At 57.0% G+C, this 25,728-nt stretch carries 20 protein-coding genes and 1 other RNA gene; 13 read left to right on the top strand and 8 right to left on the bottom strand.

Going from position 1 to position 25,728, the window contains the following annotated elements:
• Positions 1-171 precede the first annotated feature (171 nt).
• Positions 172-2,544, top strand: coding sequence for a glycoside hydrolase family 3 N-terminal domain-containing protein (locus GY169_RS10830; RefSeq protein ID WP_167575730.1), 2,373 nt, complete (start codon positions 172-174; stop codon positions 2,542-2,544).
• Positions 2,545-2,589: 45 nt separating this feature from the next.
• Here the strand turns inward: GY169_RS10830 and rprA are convergent.
• Both rprA and ydiK read right to left on the bottom strand, forming a co-directional pair.
• Positions 2,590-2,689, bottom strand: an RNA gene (gene rprA / locus GY169_RS10835) — antisense sRNA RprA.
• A gap of 175 nt (positions 2,690-2,864) precedes the next feature.
• A complete protein-coding gene (gene ydiK / locus GY169_RS10840) occupies positions 2,865-3,986 on the bottom strand; it encodes an AI-2E family transporter YdiK (RefSeq protein WP_064545139.1) in 1,122 nt (373 codons plus the stop codon).
• A 245-nt stretch (positions 3,987-4,231) separates the two neighbouring features.
• Between ydiK and GY169_RS10845 the strand changes: the two genes are divergently transcribed.
• Together GY169_RS10845 and menI are read left to right on the top strand one after the other, a co-directional pair.
• Positions 4,232-7,288, top strand: coding sequence for an FAD-binding and (Fe-S)-binding domain-containing protein (locus GY169_RS10845; RefSeq protein WP_167575731.1), 3,057 nt, complete (start codon positions 4,232-4,234; stop codon positions 7,286-7,288).
• A complete protein-coding gene (gene menI, locus GY169_RS10850; protein WP_163446494.1) occupies positions 7,285-7,695 on the top strand; it encodes a 1,4-dihydroxy-2-naphthoyl-CoA hydrolase in 411 nt (136 codons plus the stop codon). Before GY169_RS10845 ends, menI begins: the two co-directional genes overlap by 4 nt.
• 42 nt (positions 7,696-7,737) lie before the next feature.
• Here menI and GY169_RS10855 read toward each other — a convergent pair whose 3' ends face one another.
• The 3 genes from GY169_RS10855 to GY169_RS10865 all read right to left on the bottom strand — a co-directional run bounded on the left by GY169_RS10855 (position 7,738) and on the right by GY169_RS10865 (position 9,962).
• Positions 7,738-8,031 (bottom strand): putative quinol monooxygenase, encoded by a 294-nt coding sequence (locus GY169_RS10855; RefSeq protein ID WP_163446493.1) that lies wholly within the window; start codon positions 8,029-8,031, stop codon positions 7,738-7,740.
• A gap of 1 nt (position 8,032) precedes the next feature.
• Positions 8,033-9,040, bottom strand: coding sequence for a zinc-binding alcohol dehydrogenase family protein (locus tag GY169_RS10860; RefSeq protein WP_167575732.1), 1,008 nt, complete (start codon positions 9,038-9,040; stop codon positions 8,033-8,035).
• A gap of 109 nt (positions 9,041-9,149) precedes the next feature.
• Positions 9,150-9,962 carry a DNA-binding transcriptional regulator gene (locus tag GY169_RS10865; RefSeq protein WP_167575733.1) on the bottom strand — a complete coding sequence of 271 codons (813 nt, stop codon included), beginning with the start codon at positions 9,960-9,962 and terminating at the stop codon, positions 9,150-9,152.
• Between the two features lie 188 nt (positions 9,963-10,150).
• Here GY169_RS10865 and GY169_RS10870 point away from each other — a divergent pair, with 188 nt between their 5' ends.
• From GY169_RS10870 to GY169_RS10910, 9 genes are all read left to right on the top strand, one after another.
• On the top strand, positions 10,151-11,815 hold the full coding sequence (locus GY169_RS10870; RefSeq protein WP_167575734.1) for a bifunctional 3-(3-hydroxy-phenyl)propionate/3-hydroxycinnamic acid hydroxylase: 1,665 nt from the start codon (positions 10,151-10,153) through the stop codon (positions 11,813-11,815).
• 1 nt (position 11,816) lies between these two features.
• The gene (gene mhpB / locus GY169_RS10875; protein WP_167575735.1) at positions 11,817-12,761 is read left to right on the top strand and encodes a 2,3-dihydroxyphenylpropionate/2,3-dihydroxicinnamic acid 1,2-dioxygenase; all 945 of its coding nucleotides are present in this window, start codon (positions 11,817-11,819) and stop codon (positions 12,759-12,761) included.
• A 17-nt stretch (positions 12,762-12,778) separates the two neighbouring features.
• Positions 12,779-13,645, top strand: a complete 867-nt coding sequence (gene mhpC, locus GY169_RS10880) for a 2-hydroxy-6-oxonona-2,4-dienedioate hydrolase (protein ID WP_167575736.1) — start codon at positions 12,779-12,781, stop codon at positions 13,643-13,645.
• A 9-nt stretch (positions 13,646-13,654) separates the two neighbouring features.
• Positions 13,655-14,458 (top strand): 2-keto-4-pentenoate hydratase, encoded by an 804-nt coding sequence (mhpD, locus tag GY169_RS10885; protein WP_167575737.1) that lies wholly within the window; start codon positions 13,655-13,657, stop codon positions 14,456-14,458.
• Positions 14,455-15,405: an acetaldehyde dehydrogenase gene (gene mhpF, locus GY169_RS10890; protein ID WP_167575738.1), complete on the top strand. Its 951-nt coding sequence runs from the start codon at positions 14,455-14,457 to the stop codon at positions 15,403-15,405. The genes mhpD and mhpF overlap by 4 nt, the downstream gene beginning before the upstream one ends.
• The gene (gene mhpE, locus GY169_RS10895; RefSeq protein ID WP_167575739.1) at positions 15,402-16,421 is read left to right on the top strand and encodes a 4-hydroxy-2-oxovalerate aldolase; all 1,020 of its coding nucleotides are present in this window, start codon (positions 15,402-15,404) and stop codon (positions 16,419-16,421) included. Before mhpF ends, mhpE begins: the two co-directional genes overlap by 4 nt.
• 106 nt (positions 16,422-16,527) lie before the next feature.
• On the top strand, positions 16,528-17,745 hold the full coding sequence (gene mhpT / locus GY169_RS10900) for a 3-(3-hydroxy-phenyl)propionate transporter MhpT (RefSeq protein ID WP_163446484.1): 1,218 nt from the start codon (positions 16,528-16,530) through the stop codon (positions 17,743-17,745).
• Between the two features lie 95 nt (positions 17,746-17,840).
• Complete coding sequence (locus tag GY169_RS10905; protein ID WP_163446483.1) at positions 17,841-18,707, top strand: aldo/keto reductase family oxidoreductase; 867 nt, start codon at positions 17,841-17,843, stop codon at positions 18,705-18,707.
• Positions 18,708-18,718: 11 nt separating this feature from the next.
• Positions 18,719-19,126 (top strand): GFA family protein, encoded by a 408-nt coding sequence (locus GY169_RS10910; RefSeq protein ID WP_163446482.1) that lies wholly within the window; start codon positions 18,719-18,721, stop codon positions 19,124-19,126.
• Between the two features lie 71 nt (positions 19,127-19,197).
• On the opposite strand, the gene azoR is transcribed toward GY169_RS10910, so the two are convergent.
• A complete protein-coding gene (azoR, locus tag GY169_RS10915; RefSeq protein ID WP_064545170.1) occupies positions 19,198-19,800 on the bottom strand; it encodes an FMN-dependent NADH-azoreductase in 603 nt (200 codons plus the stop codon).
• A gap of 200 nt (positions 19,801-20,000) precedes the next feature.
• Here azoR and hrpA point away from each other — a divergent pair, with 200 nt between their 5' ends.
• A complete protein-coding gene (gene hrpA, locus GY169_RS10920) occupies positions 20,001-23,903 on the top strand; it encodes an ATP-dependent RNA helicase HrpA (protein WP_167575740.1) in 3,903 nt (1,300 codons plus the stop codon).
• Between the two features lie 90 nt (positions 23,904-23,993).
• On the opposite strand, the gene GY169_RS10925 is transcribed toward hrpA, so the two are convergent.
• Both GY169_RS10925 and pbp4b read right to left on the bottom strand, forming a co-directional pair.
• Positions 23,994-24,101: a type I toxin-antitoxin system toxin Ldr family protein gene (locus GY169_RS10925; RefSeq protein WP_163446480.1), complete on the bottom strand. Its 108-nt coding sequence runs from the start codon at positions 24,099-24,101 to the stop codon at positions 23,994-23,996.
• Positions 24,102-24,372: 271 nt separating this feature from the next.
• Positions 24,373-25,674, bottom strand: coding sequence for a penicillin binding protein PBP4B (gene pbp4b, locus GY169_RS10935; RefSeq protein WP_167577288.1), 1,302 nt, complete (start codon positions 25,672-25,674; stop codon positions 24,373-24,375).
• Positions 25,675-25,728: the final 54 nt, after the last annotated feature.

Genomic DNA, 25,728 nt, shown 5'->3' on the forward strand with positions numbered 1-25,728 from the left:
TCATGCTACAAGAGTTGCGGGCGATCACACTCCGCAAAGAAAACCAAATATCGTAAATCTTCAGGCAATTTCAACAATTGTTCCCCATCCGTCACTTCTGAATACTGCTACCTGGACCACAAGCTTAGCGGAATATTTTCGGCTATTTATCAGCGAATCAGGAGAATGGCTATGACCCCGATTTACAAAGATCCTCAACGTCCCATTAAGGAACGCGTCGCCGATTTACTGGCGCGAATGACGCCTGAAGAGAAATACGCCCAGATGCATGCCTGGTGGCTGGTGCTGTCGGAAGATGGCAACCATCGTGAGCGTACCGACATGAGCGATGAGTTTGCGGGCGTCAGTGAGCAAACTTCCCTGAGTGAACGTTTAAAGATGGGCGTCGGGCAGATCACCCGCCCGCTGGGTACCCATATTGTCGACGCCAAAACCGGCGTGCGCGCGGCTAACCGCCTGCAAAAAATGATGATGGAAGAAACGCGTCTGGGGATTCCCGCACTGTTCCATGAAGAATGTCTGGTGGGGCTCCTGTGCAAGGATGCAACGCTGTTTCCTTCGTCGCTAAACTATGGTTCCACCTGGGATCCTGAACTGGTGAAACGCACGGCCCGGCAAATAGGGGAAGAGGCGCGCTCCACGGGCTGTAAGCAAGGGCTGGCGCCGGTACTGGACGTTTCACGCGATGTGCGCTGGGGGCGCACGGAAGAGACATTTGGCGAGGACCCGTGGCTGGTGGGCGTGATGGCCTGCGCCTATGTTGAAGGCCTGCAGGGCGAGAAACGCGACGTGCTGGCGACGCTGAAGCACTATGTCGGCCACTCTTTCAGCGAAGGAGCGCGTAACCACGCGCCGGTGCATCTCGGCTTTCGTGAACTGAATGATACCTTCCTGCTGCCGTTTGAGATGGCGGTGAAACGTGCGCACGCCGGTTCGGTGATGCCGGCCTATCACGACATTGACAACCAACCCGGCCACAGTGACAGCTTCCTGTTGACCACCATATTGCGTGAGCGCTGGGGCTTTGACGGCATTGTGGTTGCCGATTACGGTGGCGTCAGCCTGCTGCATCAGCACCATGGCGTGGCGCAGGATGCGGCGGAATCGGCGGCGCTGGCGTTTAACGCCGGACTGGATGTTGAGTTGCCGAAAGATGACTGTGCGCGTCACCTGGCAGAGGCGGTTGCGCGTGGGTTAATCACCCCGGAAAAAATCGACGAAATCGTCTCGCGTACCTTAACGGAAAAATTCCGTCTTGGTCTGTTTGAGCATCCTTACGTTGATGAAAACGCTATCTCGTTACAGTCCGACGCAACGCGACAGGTGGCCAGAGAGGTGGCTACCCGATCCATCACGTTGCTGGAGAATCGCAATGCGCTGCCAATCGCTGGAAATTCACGCGTTGCGGTCGTTGGCCCAACCGCGGACGACCCGCTGGCACTGCTTAGCGGCTATAGCTTCCCTGTGCATTTGATTATCAGCGATATGGTCGACAACACCTCGCAGGTCACCACGCCGCTGGCGGCGTTGCGTGACTATCTTGGCGACAGCCATGTACGTTATGCCAAAGGCTGTCACATCATCGAGCAGAGAATGGCCGGTGCGCCGGTTTTCCCCGGCGACAGCTCGGGCAAACCGATGCAGTCCTCCCCGGTGTCACAGGATCTCAGCCTGATTCCCGACGCGGTGCGTGCTGCGCAGGACAGCGATGTGATCGTCGCCTGTGTCGGCGATCTGGCGGGTCTGTTCCAGAGTGGGACGGTAGGGGAAGGGTCGGATACCGATAGCCTGAATCTGCCAGGCGTTCAGCAACAACTGCTTCAGGCGCTGGTGGATACCGGCAAGCCGGTGGTAGTGGTGATGACCGGCGGACGTCCATATAACCTGCAAGGGCTGGAGAAAAAAGTGGCGGCGCTAATGCTGGCCTGGGCACCGGGGCAGGAAGGCGGTTGGGCGATTGCTGATGTGCTCACTGGCCGCGCTGAACCTCAGGGGCGTCTGGTGGTGAGCGTACCGAAAAGCGCGGGCGCGATGCCGTTTTACTACAACCACAAGTTGAAGAGCGGCGGTACGCCGTTTGCGTTCCATTTTGGCGCGCTGTATCCATTTGGCTACGGCAAAGGCTGGGGGGATTTCCACTACGGTGAGCCGCAGTTAACGCAGTCAGAAGTGTCTATCGACGGTGACATCACGCTACGTGTGACGGTGAAAAACCACGGTGAACGCAGCGGCAGTGAAGTCGTTCAGGTCTATGTCCGCGATAAGGTCGCCTCAATGGTTCGCCCACTTCAGGAACTGAAAGCGTTCCAGCGCGTTACGCTCGCGCCGGGTGAACAGGCGACGCTCATCTTCACGCTGCCGGTCGATATGCTCAACTTCACCAGCTACGAAGGCCAACGCATTGTTGAGCCCGGCGAGTTTGAACTTCAGGTGGGGAGTTCTTCGGCGGATATCCATGGCCGCGCGACGGTGAGGGTAACCGGTGAGATCCGCGTTCTGCCTTTCAACTGGCAAATGATGAGCCGCTGCGAAGTGGGGCGTTAATCGCGAACCCGGATGTGACGCATCCGGGGGATTGCTGTGCAACAGGCAAAAAAAGGCCCATCGTGGGAGATGGGCAAAGACTACACACAGCAATTCGTTGTTTCACTCAGGGGATATATAAATCAAGGGGTTGATCTATTGCCTTGGTCCTTATAGTAGGCATGGCCGATTTTTGCGTCGATCGGATTCGTCTCAATAGTTAAATAAATGTGAATGATTTCCGCGGTATGTCGCAGAGAGAGGGCGCTTCAGGGGCAAAAAAGAGGAAATAAATCAGCGGTACTTAAGTAAAAGGCGGGTTTCCCCGCCTTTTATCTATCTTATTGTTTCGGATAGTTATCTTTTTCCAGCTCGTTAAGCTCTTCCAGCACGTCGTCCGGATCGGTCGATGGCGGTGGCACTTCGTGTAGCCAGGCATCAAACAGACGCCAGGAGACAGCCAGTAACACCGGGCCGATAAACAGGCCAATCATGCCGAAGGCGACCAGACCACCGATAACGCCGGAGAGAATCAGAATCATCGGCAGGTCAGCGCCCATACGAATCAGCATCGGGCGAATCACGTTATCCATCGTGCCCACCACGCAGCTCCACACCAGCAGCACCGTGCCCCAGGTGGTATCTCCGGTCCAGTACAGCCAAATAATGCTCGGGACTAAAACAATCAATGGCCCCAGTTGCACCAGGCAGGAGAAGATCATCACCACCGTCAGCAGCGTGGCGTAGGGTACGCCGGAAATACCAAGGCCAATCCCGCCCAGTACCGCCTGGACCAGCGCGGTGACTACCACGCCGAGCGCCACGGCGCGGATGGCCTGTCCCGCCAGCAGCACCGCCGCATCGCCGCGCTTGGCGGCAAGGCGCGTAGCGAAGTAGCGCATCCCGAAGGCGACTTTCTCCCCCTGCCAGTACAGCAGGGCGCTAAACAGCAGCATCAGCGCGCTGTGCATCAGGAAACGGCCGACGTGCGCCGCCTGGCCGACAAACCAGGTGGTTGTGGTGCCGATGTAAGGGCGAACTTTCGCCATCAGCGCGCTGCCCCCCATGTCCAGCAGACTATGCCAGCCGCTGTAGAGCTTCGCGCCAATAAACGGAATACTGTTTAACCAGGCCAGGTCCGGCAGTGTCAAATTGCCGCTGGTGATGGCATGTACCAACGGGGTACTGCCGTCAACCAGGCTGTTGACCAGCAGAGAGATGGGAATAACAAACAGTAAAAAGAGCAAAAGCGTCATCACCAGTACGGCGAGCGAACGGCGACCGAAAAGCAGGCGCTGGAACCAGAGCAGCACAGGCCAGGTGGCAATCACGATAGTCGCCGCCCAGGCGAAGCCCAGAATAAACGGCTGAACAATCCATAAACAGGCGATGATCATCAACGCTAAAAACAGCACCGATAGCAGTATTTGTGGAATATCACGAGGCCGAGGGATCGTGTTCATAAATGAGTTTTACCTTCTGTTGCTCGTCAGAGCGCTGACGCAGCGTAAATCGTTCATTGATAATAATATCAATAAATTCCCGGCGCTGATTCTGCGACAAAAACTCCCGGGCGTATAAGAAAAAAATGTGATAAAACGATAACGGCACGACGCAAACGATTAATTATCTATCCACAGTGTGCCGCCTGAGCGCAAACCGGCGGACCCTGTGCGTACAACACAACATTCAGAAAGGGTCAAACGTAATGATCCCACAGATTTCTCAGGCACCTGGCGTAGTTCAGCTGGTGTTGAATTATTTGCAGGCACTGGAGCAACAAGGCTTTACCGGCGATACCGCCACCCGCTATGCCGACAGGCTAACGATGGCGACCGATAACAGTATCTACCAGCTTCTTCCCGATGCGGTAGTGTTCCCGCGCTCCACGGCGGATGTCGCGCTGCTGGCTCGTCTGGCGGCAGAAGAACGCTTTCAATCCCTGGTGTTCACCCCGCGCGGTGGCGGCACTGGCACCAACGGCCAGGCGCTGAATCAGGGCATTATTATCGACATGTCCCGTTATATGAACCGCATCATTGAAATCAACCCTGAAGAGGGCTGGGTGCGCGTGGAAGCGGGCGTGATTAAGGATCAGCTTAACCAGTACCTGAAACCCTACGGTTATTTCTTCTCCCCGGAGCTGTCGACCAGCAACCGAGCGACGCTGGGCGGGATGATCAATACCGACGCCTCCGGACAGGGGTCGCTGGTGTACGGCAAAACCTCCGACCACGTGCTGGGCGTGCGCGCCGTGCTGCTGGGGGGCGATATTCTCGATACGCAGCCGGTGCCGGTCGCGCTGGCCGAGACGTTAGCCAAAGAGCAGTCGGCAGCGGGGCGTATTTACCGCACCGTCTTTGAACGCTGTCGCGACAACCGTCAGCTGATCCTCGACAAATTTCCCAAACTTAACCGCTTCCTCACCGGTTATGACCTTCGCCACGTTTTTAACGATGAGATGACTGAGTTTGACCTGACCCGTATTCTCACCGGTTCGGAAGGCACGCTGGCGTTCATTACCGAAGCGCGACTGGATATTACGCCGCTGCCGAAGGTTCGTCGGTTGGTCAATATTAAGTATGACTCCTTTGACTCCGCGCTGCGCAATGCGCCCTTTATGGTAGAAGCGCGCGCCCTGTCGGTTGAAACCGTCGATTCGAAAGTATTGAACCTGGCACGGGAAGATATCGTCTGGCATTCGGTGAGTGAGCTGATTACCGACGTTCCCGATAAAGAGATGCTCGGGCTCAATATCGTTGAGTTCTCTGGTGACGATGAAGCCATGATTGAAGGCCAGGTCAGCGCGCTGTGTGCACGTCTGGATGAACTGATTGCACAGAATGAAGGTGGGCTGATTGGCTGGCAGCGTTGTAACGATCTGGACGGCATCGAGCGTATTTACGCTATGCGTAAAAAAGCGGTAGGCCTGCTGGGTAACGCCAAAGGGGCGGCTAAGCCGATCCCGTTTGCTGAAGACACCTGCGTGCCGCCAGAGCATCTCGCCGACTATATTGTGGAATTCCGCGCGCTACTCGATAGCCATGGCCTGAGCTACGGTATGTTTGGCCACGTCGACGCGGGCGTGCTGCACGTCCGTCCGGCGCTGGATATGTGCGACCCGCAGCAGGAAGTGCTGATGAAGCAGATTTCCGACGAAGTGGTGGCGCTGACGGCTAAATATGGCGGTCTGCTGTGGGGCGAGCACGGAAAAGGTTTCCGTGCGGAATACAGCCCGGCTTTCTTCGGCGAGCAGTTGTACGGTGAGTTGCGCAAAGTGAAGGCGGCTTTTGACCCCGACAACCGCCTTAACCCTGGTAAAATTTGTCCGCCGGAAGGCGTGGATGCCCCGATGATGAAGGTGGACGCGGTGAAACGCGGCACCTACGACCGACAAATCCCGGTGACCGTGCGTTCATCCTGGCGCGGCGCGATGGAGTGTAACGGCAACGGCCTGTGCTTCAACTTCGATGCCAAAAGCCCGATGTGCCCGTCGATGAAAATCACCAATAACCGCATGCACTCGCCGAAAGGCCGCGCCACGCTGGTACGCGAGTGGTTGCGTCTGCTGGCGGATCGCGGCGTTGACCCGTTGTTACTGGAAAGAGAGCTGCCGGAGAAACGCGCCAGCCTGCGTTCGTTGGTTGAGCGCACGCGCAACAGCTGGCACGCGCGTAAGGGCGAATATGACTTCTCTCATGAGGTGAAAGAGGCGATGTCAGGCTGTCTGGCCTGTAAAGCCTGCTCAACTCAGTGTCCGATTAAAATCGACGTGCCGGAGTTCCGTTCTCGTTTCCTTCAGCTCTATCACACCCGTTATCTGCGCCCGGTGCGCGATCATCTGGTGGCAACGGTCGAAAGCTATGCTCCGCTGATGGCCCGCGCGCCGAAGACTTTCAACTTCTTTATGAGCCAACCGCTGGTGCGCAAGCTGTCGGAAAAACACATCGGCATGGTCGATTTACCGCTGCTTTCCGCGCCATCGTTGCAAAAACAGATGGTTACCCATCGTTCGGCCAATATGACGCTCGAACAGCTGGAAACGTTGACGCCGGAACAAAAAGCGCAAACCGTGCTGGTGGTGCAGGATCCGTTCACCAGCTACTACGACGCGCAGGTGGTGGCCGATTTTGTTCGCCTGATTGATAAACTCGGCTATCAGCCGGTGCTGCTACCGTTCTCTCCGAACGGTAAGGCGCAGCATATTAAGGGCTTCGTCACTCGCTTTACCAAAACCGCGCAGAAAACGGCGGATTATCTGAACCGTGTTGCGGCGCTCGGGATGCCGATGGTGGGCGTCGACCCGGCGTTGGTGCTGTGTTATCGCGACGAGTACAAGCAGGTGCTGGGCGACCAGCGCGGCGACTTCAACGTTATGCTGGTGCACGAATGGCTGCCGCAGGCGGTGGCGCAACGCGAAAGCGTATCGCCATCGGGTGAGTCCTGGTATCTGTTTGGTCACTGTACCGAAGTGACCGCGCTGCCGACGGCGCCGAAGCAGTGGGCGACAATCTTCGCCCGCTTTGGCGCGACGCTGGAAAACGTCAGCGTGGGCTGCTGTGGTATGGCGGGAACCTACGGCCACGAGGTGAAGAACCACGCTAATTCGCTGGGGATCTACGAATTGTCGTGGCAGCAGGCGATGCAGCGCCTTCCGCGCAATCGCTGCCTGGCAACAGGTTACTCGTGCCGTAGTCAGGTGAAGCGCGTTGAGGGTAACGGCGTGCGCCATCCATTACAGGCTTTACTGGAGATTATCGGATGATCTGGAGACGGCAAACCACGCTTGAGGCGCTTAACGCCATGGGTGAGGGGAATATGGTGGGGCTGCTGGATATTCAGTTTACGCACCTGGGGGACGATGCGCTGGAAGCGACGATGCCGGTGGATAGCCGCACGCATCAACCGTTTGGCCTGCTGCACGGCGGCGCATCTGTCGTGCTGGCCGAAACGCTGGGCTCTGTCGCCGGGTACCTGTGTACTGAAGGCGAGCAGCGGGTGGTCGGGCTGGAGGTTAACGCTAACCATATTCGTTCTGTCCGCAGCGGGCGAGTACGGGGAGTGTGTAAAGCACTGCATGCCGGGCGTCGCCATCAGGTCTGGCAAATTGAGATCTTTGACGAGCAGGGGCAGCTCTGCTGCTCCTCGCGGTTGACCACCGCAGTGGTGTAAGACGATGCACTCTCTTCTGAAGAAGAGAGTGCATATTCAACGTTAGTCAGCCTCAATCGGCGTTAAGTAATCCAGCCGTAGCGGTTCTGCCAACAGGCTCTCCATCTGCCCAATAAAAGCCTGAAAGTGCGGCAACGCAATATGTTCCTCCAGCGCCGCCTCATCTCGCCAGGATTCCCGCATGTAAAACGTCTCTGGCTCATCACGCAGTTGAAAGAGCGTATAGTCGAGATTGCCTGGCTCCTGACGTGTGGGCAGCAGCAGTGCTTTCAGCGCGTCGCGCAAGGATTCCGTTTTACCCGGGCGCGCTTTCAGCACCGCAATAATGGAAATCATCTTAAAACCCCTCCAGCACAATTTTCCCGACCGCACGACCGGTTTCCAGCTGTGCGTGCGCTTTTTGCAGATTTTCGGCGGTGATCGCGCCGTAATGCTCGCCGAGCGTGGTTTTAATCACCTGATTATCGATTAACGTCGCCACTTCAGACAGCAGTTGATGCTGGGCAATCATGTCGCGGGTTTCAAACATGGAACGAGTAAACATAAACTCCCAATGCAGCGAAATGCTTTTCAGCTTCAAGGGCACCACATCAAGGCTTTGCGGATCGTCAATCAGCGCCAGTTTGCCCTGCGGGGCCAGCGCGGCGATCAGCGACAGATAATGCGCCTCAGTATTGTTCAGGCTGGCAACGTGGGTCACTTCTTTGACGCCAATACGCGCCAGCTCTTCGCTTAGCGGTTTGCTGTGATCAATCACGTGATGCGCACCGGCTTCGCGAACCCACTGCTGGCTTGCCGGACGTGAGGCCGTACCGATGACGGTCATTTTGGTCAGCTTGCTGGCTAGCTGGGTCAGAATGGAACCCACACCGCCTGCTGCGCCGACGATCAGCAGCGTATCGCCTTCGTTACCGTCGCGTGTTACGCCCAGTCGGTCGAACAGCAGCTCCCATGCGGTGATGGCGGTCAGCGGGAGCGCGGCGGCAGACGCGTTATCCAGCGAGCGTGGTTTTAACGCGACAATACGTTCATCAACTAACTGGAATTCGCTGTTGCTGCCGGGGCGGCCTAACGCGCCGGCGTACCAGACTTTATCGCCAGGGGCGAAAAGGGTGACGTCATTACCCACGGCTTTTACCACGCCAACGGCGTCCCAGCCCAGCACACGCGGCGTGTCGGCAGAGAAACCGGCACGCACTTTGGTGTCGACGGGGTTAACGGAAATCGCCTTGATTTCAACCAACAAATCATGCCCCTGAGCCTGCGGGACGGGGAGGGTAATTTCGTTGATAAACGCAATGTTGCTGCCGTTGGTGGCTGCGCGGGTAATGGCAAATGCTTTCATGATGTCTCCGGGTATGGACTGGCAATACCCGGATAGTAGAAACAACGGCTGATAAGAAAAACCCGGCTGTGGCGATAACACTTATACGTTAACTGCGAAAATCCCGCGTTTAACGGTGCTCATAAAAAATTTCTTCCTCTTCCATTCGCTCCTCAATCTGCCGGGTAATGCGCAGCAGGGCGGCCAGATGTTTTTCCGCCGCCTGTTCAATCGTCATCGCTTTGGCGATATACACCAGGTTCAGGCAGCCAATCACGCGCTCCTGGCTACGGACCGGTACGGCGATAGAGGCGATTTTCTGCTCCAGTTGCCAGCCCTGGAAGTTTGAACCGTAGCCGTTTTTGCGCGTATTCTCGAGAATCGCGTGCAGTTTTTCCGGCTCACGGGCCAACTGGTATTCCTCTTCCGGTCTCGCTGCCAGCATCTCAATAATGGGCTGACGCTCGTGCTCCGGCGAAAAGGCCAGCCAGGTCAAGCCGGAAGCGGTCAGCAGCAACGGCAGACGGCGACCCACCATCGAACGGTGGAAGGAAAGGCGGCTAAAACGGTGGGTTGTTTCACGTACCACCATGGCGTCGACGTCCAGCGTGGTTAAATCGGTCGGCCAAATGACCTCGCGCAATAATTCTCCAAGTAACGGTGTCGCAAGTGCAGAAATCCAATGTTCGTCACGAAATCCCTCACTTAACTGCCGCACTTTCATCGTCAAACGGAAACTATCATCTGACAAACTGCGTCGCACATACCCCTCTTCCTGGAGGGTCTCCAGCAGCCTTCTGACGGTGGTACGGTGCAGGCCGCTAAACTCCGCCAACGTCGCGGTTGACGCGCCTCCGTCGAATTTATTTAACAAATTCAGCAACAATAAACCCCGCGTTAAACCCCGCACGGTTTTGTAATCGGTCGCATCGTTATTCTTCATATTTCCTGACATTTTTATATCTAAAACAACGTTGTGCACCTGGTGCACATCCTGGTCTGTTTTGATTGTAGCCTAAATCCCCGGACATATACTGCGCTCATTATAAAAATATTTTTACATCAAATTAACAAGCGCGCTTGTGTTGTAACACAACAAACGCGCCTGGTCCGAGTCGTGAGGTATTGAAAATGACAACATCCAATCCGGATATCCAACCCGCCGTTCAACATCAGGTACAGGTGGCTATTGCTGGCGCCGGCCCGGTGGGGCTGATGATGGCCAATTACCTGGGGCAGATGGGCGTTGAGGTGCTGGTGGTCGAGAAGCTGGATAAATTGATCGACTACCCGCGAGCCATTGGTATTGATGATGAAGCGCTGCGCACCATGCAGTCCGTCGGGCTGGTGGATAAAGTGCTGCCGCACACCACACCGTGGCACGCGATGCGTTTTCTGACACCGAAAGGCCGCTGCTTTGCTGACATTCAGCCGATGACAGACGAGTTTGGCTGGTCGCGCCGCAATGCCTTTATTCAACCCCAGGTGGATGAGGTGATGTACCAGGGGCTGCGCCGTTTTCCAAACGTTCGCTGTCTGTTCTCTCGCGAGCTGGAAGCGTTTAGTCAAAGCGGTGACACTGTCACGATCAACTTGAAGGGGCCGGATGGCGAACGTGAAACCGTGCAGGCGAACTGGCTGGTGGCGTGCGACGGCGGCGCGAGTTTTATCCGCCGCACGTTAAACGTGCCGTTTGAAGGGAAAACCGCACCAAACCAGTGGATCGTTATCGACATCGCTAATGACCCGCTGGCGACGCCGCATATCTATCTGTGCTGCGACCCGGTTCGCCCCTATGTTTCGGCGGCGCTGCCGCACGGCGTACGTCGCTTTGAATTTATGGTAATGCCGGGCGAAACCGAAGCGCAGCTGAGCGAACCGGCAAACATGCGCCGCTTACTCAGTCAGGTGCTGCCGGACCCGGATAACGTAGAGCTGATCCGCCAGCGCGTCTACACCCACAACGCGCGCATCGCCGAACGCTTCCGTGTTGATCGCGTCCTGCTGGCCGGTGACGCAGCCCACATCATGCCGGTGTGGCAGGGGCAGGGTTACAACAGCGGCATGCGCGATGCCTTTAACCTGGCGTGGAAACTGGCGATGGTGGTGAACGGCAAAGCGGGTGATTCGCTGCTCGATAGCTATCAACAAGAGCGTCGTGACCACGCCAAAGCGATGATCGATCTCTCCGTCACCGCCGGTAACGTCCTGGCACCGGCGAAACGCTGGCATGGCACCGTGCGCGACGGTATCTCCTGGCTGCTGAACTACATTCCGCCGGTGAAACGTTACTTCCTCGAAATGCGCTTTAAGCCGATGCCACAGTACCGTGAAGGCGCGCTGTTGCTGGAAGGTAATGCGAAAGCGTCTCCGGTTGGCAAGATGTTTATCCAACCGAAAGTGACCCGCGAAAATGGCGATGTCGCGCTGCTGGATGATGTGATTGGCGCGAAGTTCGCGGTGATCGCCTGGGGCTGCAACCCATTGTGGGGGATGAGCGAGAGTCAGATTGCGCAATGGCGTGCGCTGGGAACCTGTTTTATCCAGGTGGTGCCGGACGTCCAGATTCGTACCCCGCAGGACAATTTTGACGGCGTGATTCGCCTTGGCGATACCCAGAACCGCCTGAAAACCTGGTTTGCCGCGCAGAACGCTTCGCTGGTGGTGGTGCGCCCGGACCGATTCGTCGCCGCGCTGGCTATCCCGCAAACCCTCAATAAAACCCTTGACCAGCTCGCTCACGTGATGGCGCTGACGAGCGTGGAATCGGCTCTTAATGAAGAAAAGGTGGCCTGAGATGAAAACCTATCTCCACTGTCTCTCCCACACGCCGCTGGTGGGCTATGTCGACCCGGCACAGGACGTGCTGGATGAAGTGGACGGCGTGATTGCCGCCGCCAGCGCGCGTATTGCGGCGTTTGATCCCGAACTGGTGGTGTTGTTCGCTCCGGATCACTACAACGGCTTTTTCTATGACGTGATGCCCCCGTTCTGTTTAGGCGTCGGCGCCACCTCGATTGGCGATTTTTCCACCGCCGCGGGCGTGCTGCCGGTCCCGACGGAGCTGGCGGAAGCCTGTGCCCATTCGGTGATGAAAAGCGGCATCGATCTCGCCGTCTCCTACTGCATGCAGGTCGATCACGGGTTTGCTCAGCCGCTGGAGCTGCTGCTCGGCGGGCTGGACAAGGTGCCGGTGCTGCCGGTGTTTATCAACGGTGTCGCCACGCCGCTGCCGGGCTTCCAGCGCACGCGCATGCTTGGTGAAGCGATGGGCCGTTTTCTCTCAACGCTCAATAAAAGGGTGCTGATTTTAGGCTCCGGCGGCCTCTCGCATCAGCCGCCGGTCCCTGAACTGGCAAAAGTCGACGCCCATATGCGCGACCGCCTGCTGGGCAGCGGCAAGCAGCTGCCGCCGGATGAACGCGAACTGCGTCAGCGTCGGGTCATTGAAGCCGCCGAACGTTTTGTGGAAGACCAGAAAACCCTGCATCCGCTGAACCCGATTTGGGACAACCAGTTTATGACGCTGCTGGAGCAGGGCCGCCTGGCGGAACTGGACGCCATCAGCAACGAAGAACTTTCCGCGATCGCAGGCAAATCGACCCATGAAGTCAAAACCTGGGCCGCCGCGTTCGCCACGCTTTCCGCGATGGGCAGTTACCGCACGGAAGGCCGTTACTATCGCCCGATCCCTGAATGGATCGCCGGATTTGGCTCGTTAAGCGCCACCACAACGAATTGATTAAGCAGGAGAATATGATGAGCTATCAACCTCAAACCGAAGCCGCAACCAGCCGTTTCCTCAACGTTGAAGAAGCCGGACAGACGCTGCGCATTCACTATAACGACTGCGGTCAGGGCGATGAAACGGTCGTACTGCTGCACGGTTCAGGCCCGGGTGCCACAGGCTGGGCCAACTTTAGCCGCAACATTGACCCGTTAGTTGAATCGGGCTACCGCGTGATCCTGCTGGACTGCCCTGGCTGGGGCAAAAGCGATTCGATCGTCAATACCGGCTCTCGCTCTGACCTGAATGCGCGCATTCTGAAAAGCGTGGTCGATCAGTTAGATATCCAGAAAGTCCATCTGCTCGGTAACTCGATGGGCGGCCACAGCGCGGTGGCGTTCACCCTGACCTGGCCTGAGCGTGTAGGCAAACTGGTACTGATGGGCGGCGGCACCGGCGGCATGAGCCTGTTCACCCCGATGCCGACGGAAGGTATCAAGCTGCTGAACGGGCTGTACCGTGAGCCGACTATCGAAAACCTCAAGAAAATGATGAGTATTTTCGTCTATGACACCAGCGACCTGACGGAGGCGCTGTTTGAAGCGCGCCTGAACAATATGCTGTCGCGCCGCGATCACCTGGAAAACTTTATCAAGAGCCTGGAAGCCAACCCGAAACAGTTCCCGGATTTCGGCCCGCGTCTGGGGGAAATTAAGGCCCAGACCCTGGTGGTATGGGGACGTAACGATCGTTTCGTGCCGATGGACGCGGGTCTGCGCCTGCTTTCCGGCATCAACGGTTCCGAACTGCACGTTTACCGCGACTGCGGGCACTGGGCGCAGTGGGAGCATGCAGAAGCCTTCAACCAGCTGGTGCTGAACTTCCTCGCGCGTCAATAAGGAGCCGCTATGTCTACAAATTCTCTGGCCTCGCTGGCCGCCGCATTGCGTGAAGCCGAGCAGACGGGTGTGGCTGTTGAGCCGCTGCGTGAGGTGATTGGTATTGATAACGCGGAAGCGGCGTACGCTATTCAGCGTCTTAACGTCGAGCACGCAGTGGCGCAAGGGCGTCGTATCGTCGGGCGTAAGGTGGGGTTGACCCATCCGAAAGTGCAGCAGCAGTTGGGCGTTGACCAGCCGGACTTCGGCACGCTGTTTGCCGATATGTGTTACGGCGATAACGAAACCATTCCCTTTGGTCGCGTTCTACAGCCCAAAATTGAAGCGGAAATCGCGCTGGTGTTAAAGCGCGATCTGCCGCATGCCGACACCACGTTTGATGAGTTGTATAACGCCATCGAGTGGGTGGTTCCGGCCCTGGAAGTGGTGGGCAGCCGCGTGCGCGACTGGTCAATCAAATTCGCGGATACCGTGGCGGATAACGCTTCCTGCGGCGTGTATGTGGTTGGCGGCCCGGCGCAGCGTCCGGCAGCGCTGGATCTCAAAAACTGCGCGATGACCATGACGCGTAACAATGAACAAGTTTCCAGCGGTCGCGGCAGTGAATGCCTGGGCCATCCGCTCAACGCCGCCGTCTGGCTGGCGCGCAAAATGGCCAGCCTGGGCGAGCCGCTACGTGCGGGAGATATTGTGCTCACCGGCGCGCTGGGGCCGATGGTGGCGATAAAGCCGGGCGATCGTTTCGAGGCGGTAATCGAGGGCATTGGCTCGGTATCCGCGACGTTTTCAGAGCAAGAAGGAAGTCAGTCATGAGCAAATGTAAAGTCGCCATCATCGGTTCCGGCAATATCGGCACCGACCTGATGATCAAAATCCTGCGCCACGGCAAGAATCTGGAAATGTCGGTGATGGTTGGGATCGACCCGAACTCCGATGGTCTGGCCCGCGCCGCGCGAATGGGCGTTGCCACGACCCACGAAGGGGTGAGCGGCTTAATGGCGATGGATGAATTTGCCGACATCGACATCGTCTTCGACGCCACCAGCGCCGGCGCGCATGTCAAAAACGACGCCGCGCTGCGCAAGGCGAAACCGGGGATTCGCCTGATTGATCTGACGCCAGCAGCCATCGGCCCTTACTGCGTGCCGGTGGTCAACCTCGACAAAAATCTGTCGCAGGGCAACGTCAACATGGTGACCTGCGGCGGACAGGCGACCATCCCGATGGTGGCGGCCGTTTCACGCGTGGCGAAGGTGCACTACGCGGAAATTATCGCCTCGATCTCCAGTAAATCGGCCGGGCCGGGAACGCGCGCTAACATCGATGAATTCACCGAAACGACCTCGCAGGCGATTGAGGTGGTCGGCGGCGCGGCGAAAGGGAAAGCCATCATCATTCTCAACCCGGCTGAGCCGCCGGTCATGATGCGCGACACCGTCTATGTGCTGAGCGAAGCGGCGTCACAGGCGGAGATTGAGGCGTCGATTGAAGAGATGGCGGCGGCGGTGCAGGCCTATGTGCCGGGCTATCGACTGAAACAAAAAGTCCAGTTTGAAGTGATTCCACAGGATAAACCGGTCAACATTCCGGGCGTTGGGCAGTTCTCCGGGCTGAAAACCGCCGTCTATCTGGAAGTCGAAGGGGCGGCGCACTATCTGCCGGCCTACGCCGGTAACCTCGACATCATGACCTCTGCGGCAATGTCGACCGCAGAAAAAATGGCCCAAACGCTGGTGAAAGTGGCAGGAGAAGTCGCATGAACGGTAAAAAACTCTATATCTCGGATGTGACCTTACGCGACGGCATGCACGCGATTCGTCATCAGTATTCGCTCGATAACGTGCGCCAGATTGCTAAAGCGCTGGACGACGCGCGCGTTGACTCGATTGAAGTAGCACACGGCGATGGTCTGCAAGGCTCAAGCTTTAACTATGGCTTCGGTGCGCACAGCGACATCGAGTGGATTGCCGCCGCCGCGGAAGTGGTGCAGCACGCCAAAATCGCCACGCTGCTGATTCCGGGCATCGGGACGTTGCACGATCTGAAAAATGCGTACCAGGCCGGGGCGCGTGTCGTGCGTGTGGCGACGCACTGTACGGAAGCGGACGTTTCCGCACAGCACATTGCGTACGCCCGTGAGCTGGGCATGGACACCGTGGGTTTCCTGATGATGAGCCATATGACAACGCCGGAAAATCTGGCAAAACAGGCGAAACTGATGGAAAGCTACGGCGCGACCTGCATCTACGTGGTGGATTCCGGCGGTGCGATGAACATGAACGACATCCGCGATCGCTTCCGCGCGCTGAAAGAGGTGTTGAAGCCGGAAACCCAGACCGGTATGCACGCGCATCACAACCTGAGCCTCGGCGTCGCTAACTCGCTGGTGGCGGTAGAAGAGGGATGCGACCGCATCGACGCCAGCCTGGCGGGGATGGGCGCGGGGGCCGGTAACGCACCGCTGGAGGTATTTATCGCCGCCGCCGATAAGCAGGGCTGGCAGCACGGTACCGACCTGTATGCATTGATGGCCGCGGCGGACGATCTGGTGCGTCCATTGCAGGACCGTCCGGTGCGCGTCGATCGCGAGACGTTAGCGCTGGGTTATGCCGGTGTTTACTCCAGCTTCCTGCGTCACAGCGAAGTGGCGGCCGCACGTTACGGCCTGAGCGCGGTAGATATTCTGGTCGAACTGGGCAAACGCCGGATGGTGGGCGGTCAGGAAGATATGATCGTCGACGTGGCGCTGGATCTGAAAGCGAAAGCGCAAGCCTGATAACGATCCGGTCGGCAATGTATCGACCGGACGCATGGCAAAGAAAAAAACGCGGCTGGCAATGTACCAGCCGTCTTTACACCTGCACTCTACAGAAGGTAGCACTATGTCGAATATTACCCATGTCTCCTCACCGCCGAACACCGCTCGCCTGATGCAAACCGTCGGGCTTTGCTTTTTGGTCGCCCTGATGGAAGGGCTGGATTTACAGGCCGCGGGCATTGCCGCTGTGGGCATCGCTCAGGCGTTTTCACTCGATAAAATGCAAATGGGCTGGATCTTCAGCGCCGGGATCCTCGGCCTCCTGCCGGGCGCATTGTTCGGCGGCATGCTCGCCGACAGGCATGGGCGCAAGAAGGTGCTGTTGGGGTCCGTTGTGCTGTTTGGTCTGTTTTCCATCGTCACCGCGCTGGCGTGGGATTTTCACTCGCTGGTCTTTGCCCGCTTTATGACCGGGGCCGGTTTAGGCGCCGCGCTACCTAACCTTATTGCGCTCACTTCGGAAGCCGCAGGCCCGCGTTTTCGCGGCACGGCGGTGAGCCTGATGTACTGCGGCGTGCCGATTGGCGCGGCATTAGCGGCGGCGATGGGCTTTAGCGGCCTGACGCAGGCGTGGCAAACGATCTTCTGGGTCGGCGGCGTGGTGCCGCTGTTACTGGTTCCGCTGCTGATGCTCCGTCTGCCGGAGTCACAGGCGTTCAGCAGCCAGCAGCAGGAGGCGCCCGCACCGCTGCGGGCAATTTTCGCTTCCGGAACCGCTTCTTCGACGCTGCTGTTGTGGTTGTGCTACTTCTTCACGCTGTTGGTGGTTTACATGCTGATCAACTGGCTGCCGATGCTGCTGGTCGATCAGGGTTTTAGCCGTTCTCAGGCGGCCGGAGTCATGTTCGCCCTGCAAATCGGCGCGGCGCTCGGTACGCTGATGCTGGGGGCGTTGATGGATAAACTCAGCCCCATCAAAATGTCGCTGCTGATCTACTGCGGCATGCTGGCATCGCTGATTTCTCTTGGTGCGGCCAGCTCGTTCGGCATGATGCTGGCCGCAGGCTTCGTGGCCGGGATGTTCGCCACCGGCGGGCAGAGCGTGCTTTATGCGCTGGCACCGCTGTTCTACCGCACCGAAATCCGCGCCACCGGCGTTGGCACCGCGGTGGCAGTAGGGCGCTTGGGGGCGATGAGCGGCCCGCTGCTGGCGGGAAAAATGCTGGCGCTGGGCACCGGGACCGTCGGCGTGATGGCAGCTTCGGCGCCTGGAATTGTGCTGGCGGGCGTAGCGGTGTTCTGGCTGATGAATCGTCACCAGCGTAGTGTGGCAGGACAATAAGCTTTTTTTGTCGTTATGGCATAAAAAGCACAGTTACTAACGGGAAAGCGTTTCTATACTGTCTGTCACTTTCATGATGCTACAGGCAGGACGTTATGACTCAGTACGGTACGTTTTCCCTTGGTTCTCAATTTGTTAATCGCCTCGGCTACGGGGCGATGCAGTTGGCTGGCCCCGGCGTTTTTGGCCCACCGAAAGACCGTCATGCGGCGATCTCCGTGCTGCGCGAAGCCCTCGAACTGGGCGTCAATCACATCGATACCAGCGATTTCTACGGCCCACACGTCACTAACCAGATCATTCGCGAAGCGCTGCATCCCTATGCTGACGACCTGACGATTGTCACCAAAATCGGCGCCCGCCGCGGCGATGACGCCTCCTGGCTACCGGCATTTTCCCCCGAAGAGCTCAAGCAGGCGGTCCATGACAACCTGCGTAATCTCGGGCTGGACGTGTTGGATGTGGTCAATATGCGCGTGATGATTGGCGATGGTCATGGGCCGGGCGAAGGCTCGATTGAAGCCAGCGTCAGCGTGCTGGCTGAGCTCCAGCAGCAGGGGCTGGTGAAGCATATCGGGCTGAGCAACGTGACGCCGACGCAGGTGGCGGAAGCGCGCAAGATTGCGCCGATTGTCTGCGTCCAGAACGAATACAACATTGCCCATCGCGGCGATGATGCGCTGATTGATGCGCTGGCGCGTGACGGTATCGCCTATGTGCCGTTCTTCCCTTTGGGCGGGTTTTCTCCGCTGCAATCCTCCACGTTGAATGAGGTTGCCCATTCGCTTGGCGCGACGCCTATGCAGGTTGCACTGGCCTGGCTGTTGCACCGTTCGCCGAATATTTTGCTGATCCCCGGTACCTCGTCGGTGGCCCATTTGCGGGAAAATATGGCGGCTGCGGAGTTGACCTTGTCCGCTGAGACGCTGGCGACCCTTGACGGTATTGCCGCGAAAGGCTGACGGGAGGCGCGATGACTAACAAACTTTCCGCCCAGTGTCACTGTGGCGCGGTGGCGTTTACCGTTGAATTGAGCGATGGCTTCAACACTGTGCGTCGCTGTAACTGCTCGTACTGCCGGATGCGTGGGGCGGTTGCCGTTTCTGCGCCGCTGGCGGGAATCGAAATCCTACGAGGGAAGGATAAACTCACCGAGTATCGTTTTAATACCGGTGAGGCGGCGCACTTTTTCTGCTCGGTGTGCGGCATTTATACCTTCCATCAGCGGCGTTCGAATCCGCAGCAGTATGGCGTAAATGTGGCCTGTATTGAGGGTGTATCACCGTTTGATTTCGCCTGTGTGGAGGTTCATGACGGCGTTCACCACCCGAAAGATGGCGGCGGCGGTATTGCAGGCTACCTGCGTTACGAGAAAAAGTAACCGTAGCACGCTGTCGGGAAGGCAAAAAAAAGCCCTGCGCTTGTGCAGGGCTTTTGACTGTCAGACGGCGATTACGCCACGAGGCTGTCGATCGCTGCTTTGGCTTCAGCAGTCGCTTTGGTCGCCATTTCCGGGCCGTAAGCGATGCCTTCAGCAAAGACGACGTTCACGTCGGTGATGCCGATGAAGCCCAGGAACACGTTCAGGTACGGGGTTATCAGGTCGGTCGGGGTATCTTTATGGATGCCGCCGCGGCTGGTCAGAATGATCGCGCGTTTACCGGTCACCAGGCCTTCCGGGCCTTTCTCGGTGTAGCGGAAGGTGACGCCAGCGCGGGCAATCAGGTCGAAATAGTTTTTCAGCTGAGTCGGGATGTTAAAGTTGTACATCGGCGCGGCGATAACAATCACATCGTGGGCTTTCAGCTCGGCAATCAGTTCGTCAGAAAGATTCAGCGCTTCCTGCTGGCGCGGAGTCAGCGGGGAATCGCTCGGACGCAGCGCGCCGACCAGTTCACCATCCAGTACCGGAATCGGGTTGGCGGCCAGGTCACGTACGGTGATTTCATCTGCGGAGTGCTTTTCACGCCACTGTTCAACAAAATAGTCGGACAGCTGACCAGATTGAGAGTAGCCTGCCAGGATGCTGGATTTCAGAACTAATACTTTGCTCATTACGTGATTCCTTATATTTGATTGACGGGCTGTGCCCTGTTGCTTAGTGACACTCTATTCACAATCCTGCCACAGGGATAGCGCAATATATCGAATTCTATATTCAGTTTTTTTGAACAAAGCTCAGAATGCCCGAATGTGGTATGATAGAGCGATACTTGATAAGCGTTTTTCCAGGCACTGTACTGCCCAATAAGACTATGACAGAACAACAAAAAATAACCTTCGCTATGCTTAGTCAGCGCCTTGATGCGCTAACCTTGCGGGATAAACAGCGGTTTGCCCGTCGACTGCACGGCGTTAAGAAAGTTAAAAATCCTGATGCTCAACAGGCCATTTACCAGGAGATGGCGCAGGAAATTGAACAGGCTGCCGGTAAGGTTGTGCTGCGTGAAGCGTCACGCCCGGTCATTGACTACCCGGAAAATCTGCCTGTCAGCCAGAAAAAACAGGACATCCTCAACGCGGTCCGCGATAACCAGGTGGTGATTGTTGCCGGTGAGACAGGTTCGGGTAAAACCACTCAGCTACCGAAAATCTGTATGGAGCTTGGGCGCGGCATTAAAGGCCTGATTGGCCATACTCAGCCGCGTCGTCTGGCGGCGCGAACCGTCGCCAACCGTATTGCTGAAGAGCTGAAAACCGAACCCGGTGGCTGCATTGGTTATAAGGTGCGATTCAGCGATCACGTCAGCGATAACACGATGGTCAAATTGATGACCGACGGTATTCTGCTGGCTGAAATTCAGCAGGACCGCCTGCTGATGCAGTACGACACCATCATCATCGATGAAGCGCACGAACGCAGTCTGAACATCGATTTCCTGCTCGGTTATCTGAAAGAACTGCTGCCGCGTCGCCCTGACCTGAAAGTGATCATCACCTCGGCAACCATCGACCCGGAACGCTTCTCCCGGCACTTTAACAACGCGCCAATTATTGAAGTTTCTGGCCGCACTTATCCGGTCGAAGTGCGTTATCGCCCGATCGTGGAAGAGGCGGACGATACTGAACGTGATCAGCTGCAGGCGATTTTTGACGCCGTGGATGAACTGGGGCAGGAGAGCCCAGGTGATATTCTGATCTTTATGAGCGGTGAGCGTGAAATCCGCGATACCGCCGATGCGCTGAGCAAACGCGATCTGCGGCATACCGAAATTTTGCCGCTGTACGCGCGGTTGTCGAACAGCGAACAGAACCGCGTCTTCCAGCCGCATAGCGGGCGACGTATCGTGCTGGCCACCAACGTGGCGGAAACCTCGCTGACCGTACCGGGTATTAAATACGTGATAGACCCCGGTACTGCGCGTATCAGTCGCTATAGCTACCGTACGAAGGTACAACGGCTGCCGATTGAGCCAGTGTCGCAGGCTTCCGCTAACCAGCGTAAAGGCCGCTGCGGGCGTGTCTCTGAAGGGATCTGTATTCGTCTCTATTCAGAAGACGACTTCTTGTCTCGCCCTGAGTTTACCGACCCGGAAATTCTGCGTACCAACCTGGCGTCCGTTATTTTGCAGATGACCGCGTTGGGTCTGGGCGATATCGCGGCGTTTCCGTTTGTCGAAGCGCCGGATAAACGCAATATTCAGGACGGCGTGCGTCTGCTGGAAGAGCTGAGCGCCATCACCACCGACGAGCAGCAAACCGCTTATAAGCTGACGCCATTAGGCCGCCAGTTGAGTCAGTTGCCGGTCGACCCGCGTCTGGCGCGGATGGTGCTGGAAGCGCAGAAACACGGCTGCGTGCGTGAGGCGATGATCATCACCTCGGCGCTATCCATTCAGGATCCGCGCGAGCGCCCGATGGACAAACAGCAGGCTTCCGATGAAAAACATCGCCGCTTCCACGATAAAGAGTCTGATTTCCTGGCGTTCGTTAATCTGTGGAACTACCTCGGCGAGCAGCAGAAAGCGCTGTCGTCTAACCAGTTCCGCCGCCAATGTAAGCTCGATTTCCTCAACTATCTGCGCGTGCGTGAGTGGCAGGATATCTACACCCAGCTGCGGCAGGTGGTGAAAGAGCTGGGCATTCCGGTCAATAGCGAGCCGGCGGCATACCGTGAAATTCACGTCGCGCTATTAACTGGCCTGTTGTCGCACATTGGTATGAAAGACGCGGATAAACAGGAGTTTACCGGCGCGCGTAACGCGCGTTTCTCCATCTTCCCTGGCTCAGGGTTATTTAAGAAGCCGCCAAAATGGACGATGGTTGCCGAGCTGGTTGAAACCAGTCGTCTGTGGGGGCGTATCGCTGCGCGCATCGACCCGGAATGGGTTGAGCCAGTCGCCCAGCATTTGATGAAGCGCTCCTATAGTGAACCGCACTGGGAGCGGGCGCAGGGCGCGGTGATGGCCACTGAAAAGGTCACCGTCTATGGCCTGCCGATCGTTGCCGCGCGTAAGGTCAACTACAGCCAGATTGACCCGGCGCTGTGCCGCGAGCTGTTTATTCGTCACGCGCTGGTGGAAGGCGACTGGCAAACCCGTCACGCTTTCTTCCGCGATAACCTGAAGCTGCGTAGCGAAATTGAAGAGCTGGAACATAAGTCACGTCGTCGCGACATTCTGGTCGATGATGAAACGATGTTTGAATTTTACGACCAGCGTATCAGCCATGAGGTGATTTCCGCGCGCCACTTTGACAAGTGGTGGAAACAGGCCAGCCGCGAAACGCCGGATCTGCTCAACTTTGAGAAGAGCATGCTGATCAAAGAAGGGGCGGAGCAGGTCAGCAAGCTGGACTACCCGAACTTCTGGCATCAGGGCAATCTCAAGCTGCGTCTGAGCTACCAGTTTGAACCCGGGGCAGATGCCGACGGCGTGACGGTGCATATTCCGCTGCCGCTGTTAAACCAGGTGGAAGAGGCCGGGTTTGAGTGGCAGATCCCAGGGTTGCGCCGCGAGCTGATTATCGCCCTGATTAAATCGTTACCGAAGCCGGTGCGCCGTAACTTTGTGCCTGCACCCAATTATGCCGAAGCGTTTTTAGGCCGCGTCACGCCGCTGGAGTTACCGCTGCTCGATTCGCTGGAGCGTGAGCTGCGACGGATGACAGGTGTGACGGTTGACCGCGACGCCTGGCAGTGGGATCAGGTGCCCGATCACCTGAAAATCACGTTCCGCGTGGTGGACGATAAAAACAAAAAACTTCAGGAAGGCCGCTCTTTGCAGGAGCTTAAGGACGGACTGAAGGGCAAAGTGCAGGAGACCCTCTCGGCGGTGGCTGACGATGGTATCGAGCAGAATGGACTGCATATCTGGAGTTTTGGCGACCTGCCGGACCGCTACGAACAAAAGCGCGGCAACTATAAGGTGAAAGCCTGGCCTGCGTTGGTGGACGAACGCGACAGTGTCGCCATCAAGCTGTTTGATAACGAACTGGAACAACAGCAGGCAATGTGGCGCGGTCTGCGCCGTTTACTGCTGCTGAACATCCCGTCGCCGATCAAGTATCTGCACGAGAAGTTGCCGAACAAAGCCAAGCTGGGGCTGTATTTTAACCCTTACGGCAAAGTGCTGGATCTGATTGATGACTGCATCTCCTGCGGTGTCGATAAGCTGATCGACGAGGCCGGCGGCCCGGTGTGGACCGAAGCGGGCTTTAACGCGCTGCATGAGAAAGTGCGCGCCGATCTTAACGAGACGGTGGTCGAGATTGCTAAACAGGTTGAGCAAATCCTCACGGCGGTATTTAACGTCAACAAACGTCTGAAAGGCCGCGTGGACATGACCATGGCGCTGGGGCTGTCGGATATTAAGGCGCAGATGAACGGTCTGGTTTATCGCGGTTTCGTCACCGGCAACGGGTTCCGTCGCCTGGGCGATACGCTGCGTTACCTGCAGGCAATTGAAAAACGGCTGGAGAAAATGGCCGTCGACCCGCATCGCGACCGTGCGCAGATGCTGAAGGTAGAGAGCGTTCAACAGTCATGGCAACAGTGGCTGAACAAGCTGCCGCCGTCACGGCGTGAGGATGACGATGTGAAGGAGATCCGCTGGATGATTGAAGAGCTGCGCGTCAGCTTCTTCGCGCAGCAGTTAGGGACGCCGTATCCGATTTCGGATAAGCGTATTTTGCAGGCGATGGAGCAGATTACGGCGTAAGTTGACGAAAAAGGCCGCAAGGTTTACCCCTGCGGCCTGGTTCGGGCGCATGTTGCCATTGTGGCGGATCATAACGCCCATCAGAATGCGTTACTTCCGGTTACGCCACCTGCTCACAATCACACTAACGAGAACGCCAGCGATGACAGGAGCGGCAAGATCGTGCCAGAAAATAACGCTAAACTGCATTAGCGTCATACAGCCGCCTGTGGTTGCAATGGCAACGGTTCGCGGCTATCCTTGAATTGTTGAGGTTCAAGATTAGCCCCCGTTATGTTGCCGGTTTACACCGAACAATGTGCGGGGGTTTTCTCTTTCCAGCAACAACGCCACCGGGGATCAAGCCCCCGCAACACTGCGCCTCACCGGATAATCCCGGCTTGCGGCGAATTCTACGTCGATGCGCGACGCAAATCATCCTGCCGTTCGTCAATCTGCGTAGCGTCTCGAATGCCTTTGCAAAGCCGCTTTACTGTTTCAATGCCCCATAGATCTGATCGACAATCCAGCCATAGGTGGCAATGGGCAGTTGCCCGCTGACGAACTGATTGGGGTTCGCTTTCGGGTTAGCCACCGGCGAGTGTGGGCGATTGCCGAGGATTACTATCGCCATATGATTAACCGGGTCGATAGCCGTCAGCGTACCGGTCCAGCCGGTATGGCCGTAAACCTGCTGGTTGCTTAAGCTGCCGAAAGTGGTGGTCATCGACGAATTGCCGTTTACCCGCCAGCCAAGGCCGAAGGTAGCATCCGCTTTTGAACTGCGGGTGAAATCGCCTACCGTTTTTGCGTCAAATAGCTTCACCTTTCCGTAACCGCCGCCGTTGAGCATCACCTGCATCAACACTGCCATATCATGGGTATTCGAAAATAATCCTGCGTGGCCGGAGACGCCGCCCATCGCATACCAGGCCTTCTCATCATGCACTTCCCCCCAGATTGTCTGAGTGCGGATATGCGGAAAATGGATAACGCCGTCACGGGTGTTGCCGTTAAGTTCAGTAGCCGCTATCTGATTGCGGCTGAAGCCTTTTTGCAACGGATTAAATAGCGTATGGGTTAACCCTAATGGACGGTAGATTATCTGCTCAACATAGCTATCCAGCGGCATACCCGTTACTGATTCGATGATAAAACCGAGGATCATATAATCAACGTCGCTATAGACATGCTTTGTGCCCGGCGCATATTGCAACGGCGTGCGCTTAATCATCTCCAGCGTAGTGACTTTATCCTGGGAGTAGAGTTTTCCGGCAACCTGTGGATTAGGGTATTGCGGGTCGGCGGGAAATCCTGCGGTGTGGTGCAGAATATCGCTGATGCGCAGCGTGTCCTTACCTTTAATCTTATCCTCTGGCCGGTCGGCAAAGCCGGGCAGGTAGGTGGCAACGCGGTCATCGATGCGGATTTTGCCTTCATAGACCAGTTTCTGCAGCGCAAAATTGGTGGCATACATTTTGGTATTCGAGGCGAGATCGTACAGCGTGGCGGTGGTGGCTCGAAGCGGTGAGGACATTAACGTGGAACCGTCGTACTTCTTCGCATCGCCAAATGCTTTTTGATAAACAATATGGTTGTCTTTAACGATCAGCAGATTGAGGCTGGGGTAACCCTGATTAATTTGATCCTGAATCCAGCTATCCAGCTTATCAAGCCGGGCGCGATCAAGGCCCACCGACTCCGGCGCAGCTTGGGTTAAAACGGGGTAATCGGCGGCAAAGCTGCTGGCGGAAAAGGCCAGCAGTGAAACCAGTAAAAAACGTCGTGTCATCATGCGTCCCTCATCATCGTTTGCCCGATGGTGCAACTCGCGACGCGCAAATAC

This window comes from Kluyvera genomosp. 3 (genome assembly GCF_011765685.1).
GTDB lineage: Bacteria > Pseudomonadota > Gammaproteobacteria > Enterobacterales > Enterobacteriaceae > Kluyvera > Kluyvera georgiana_A.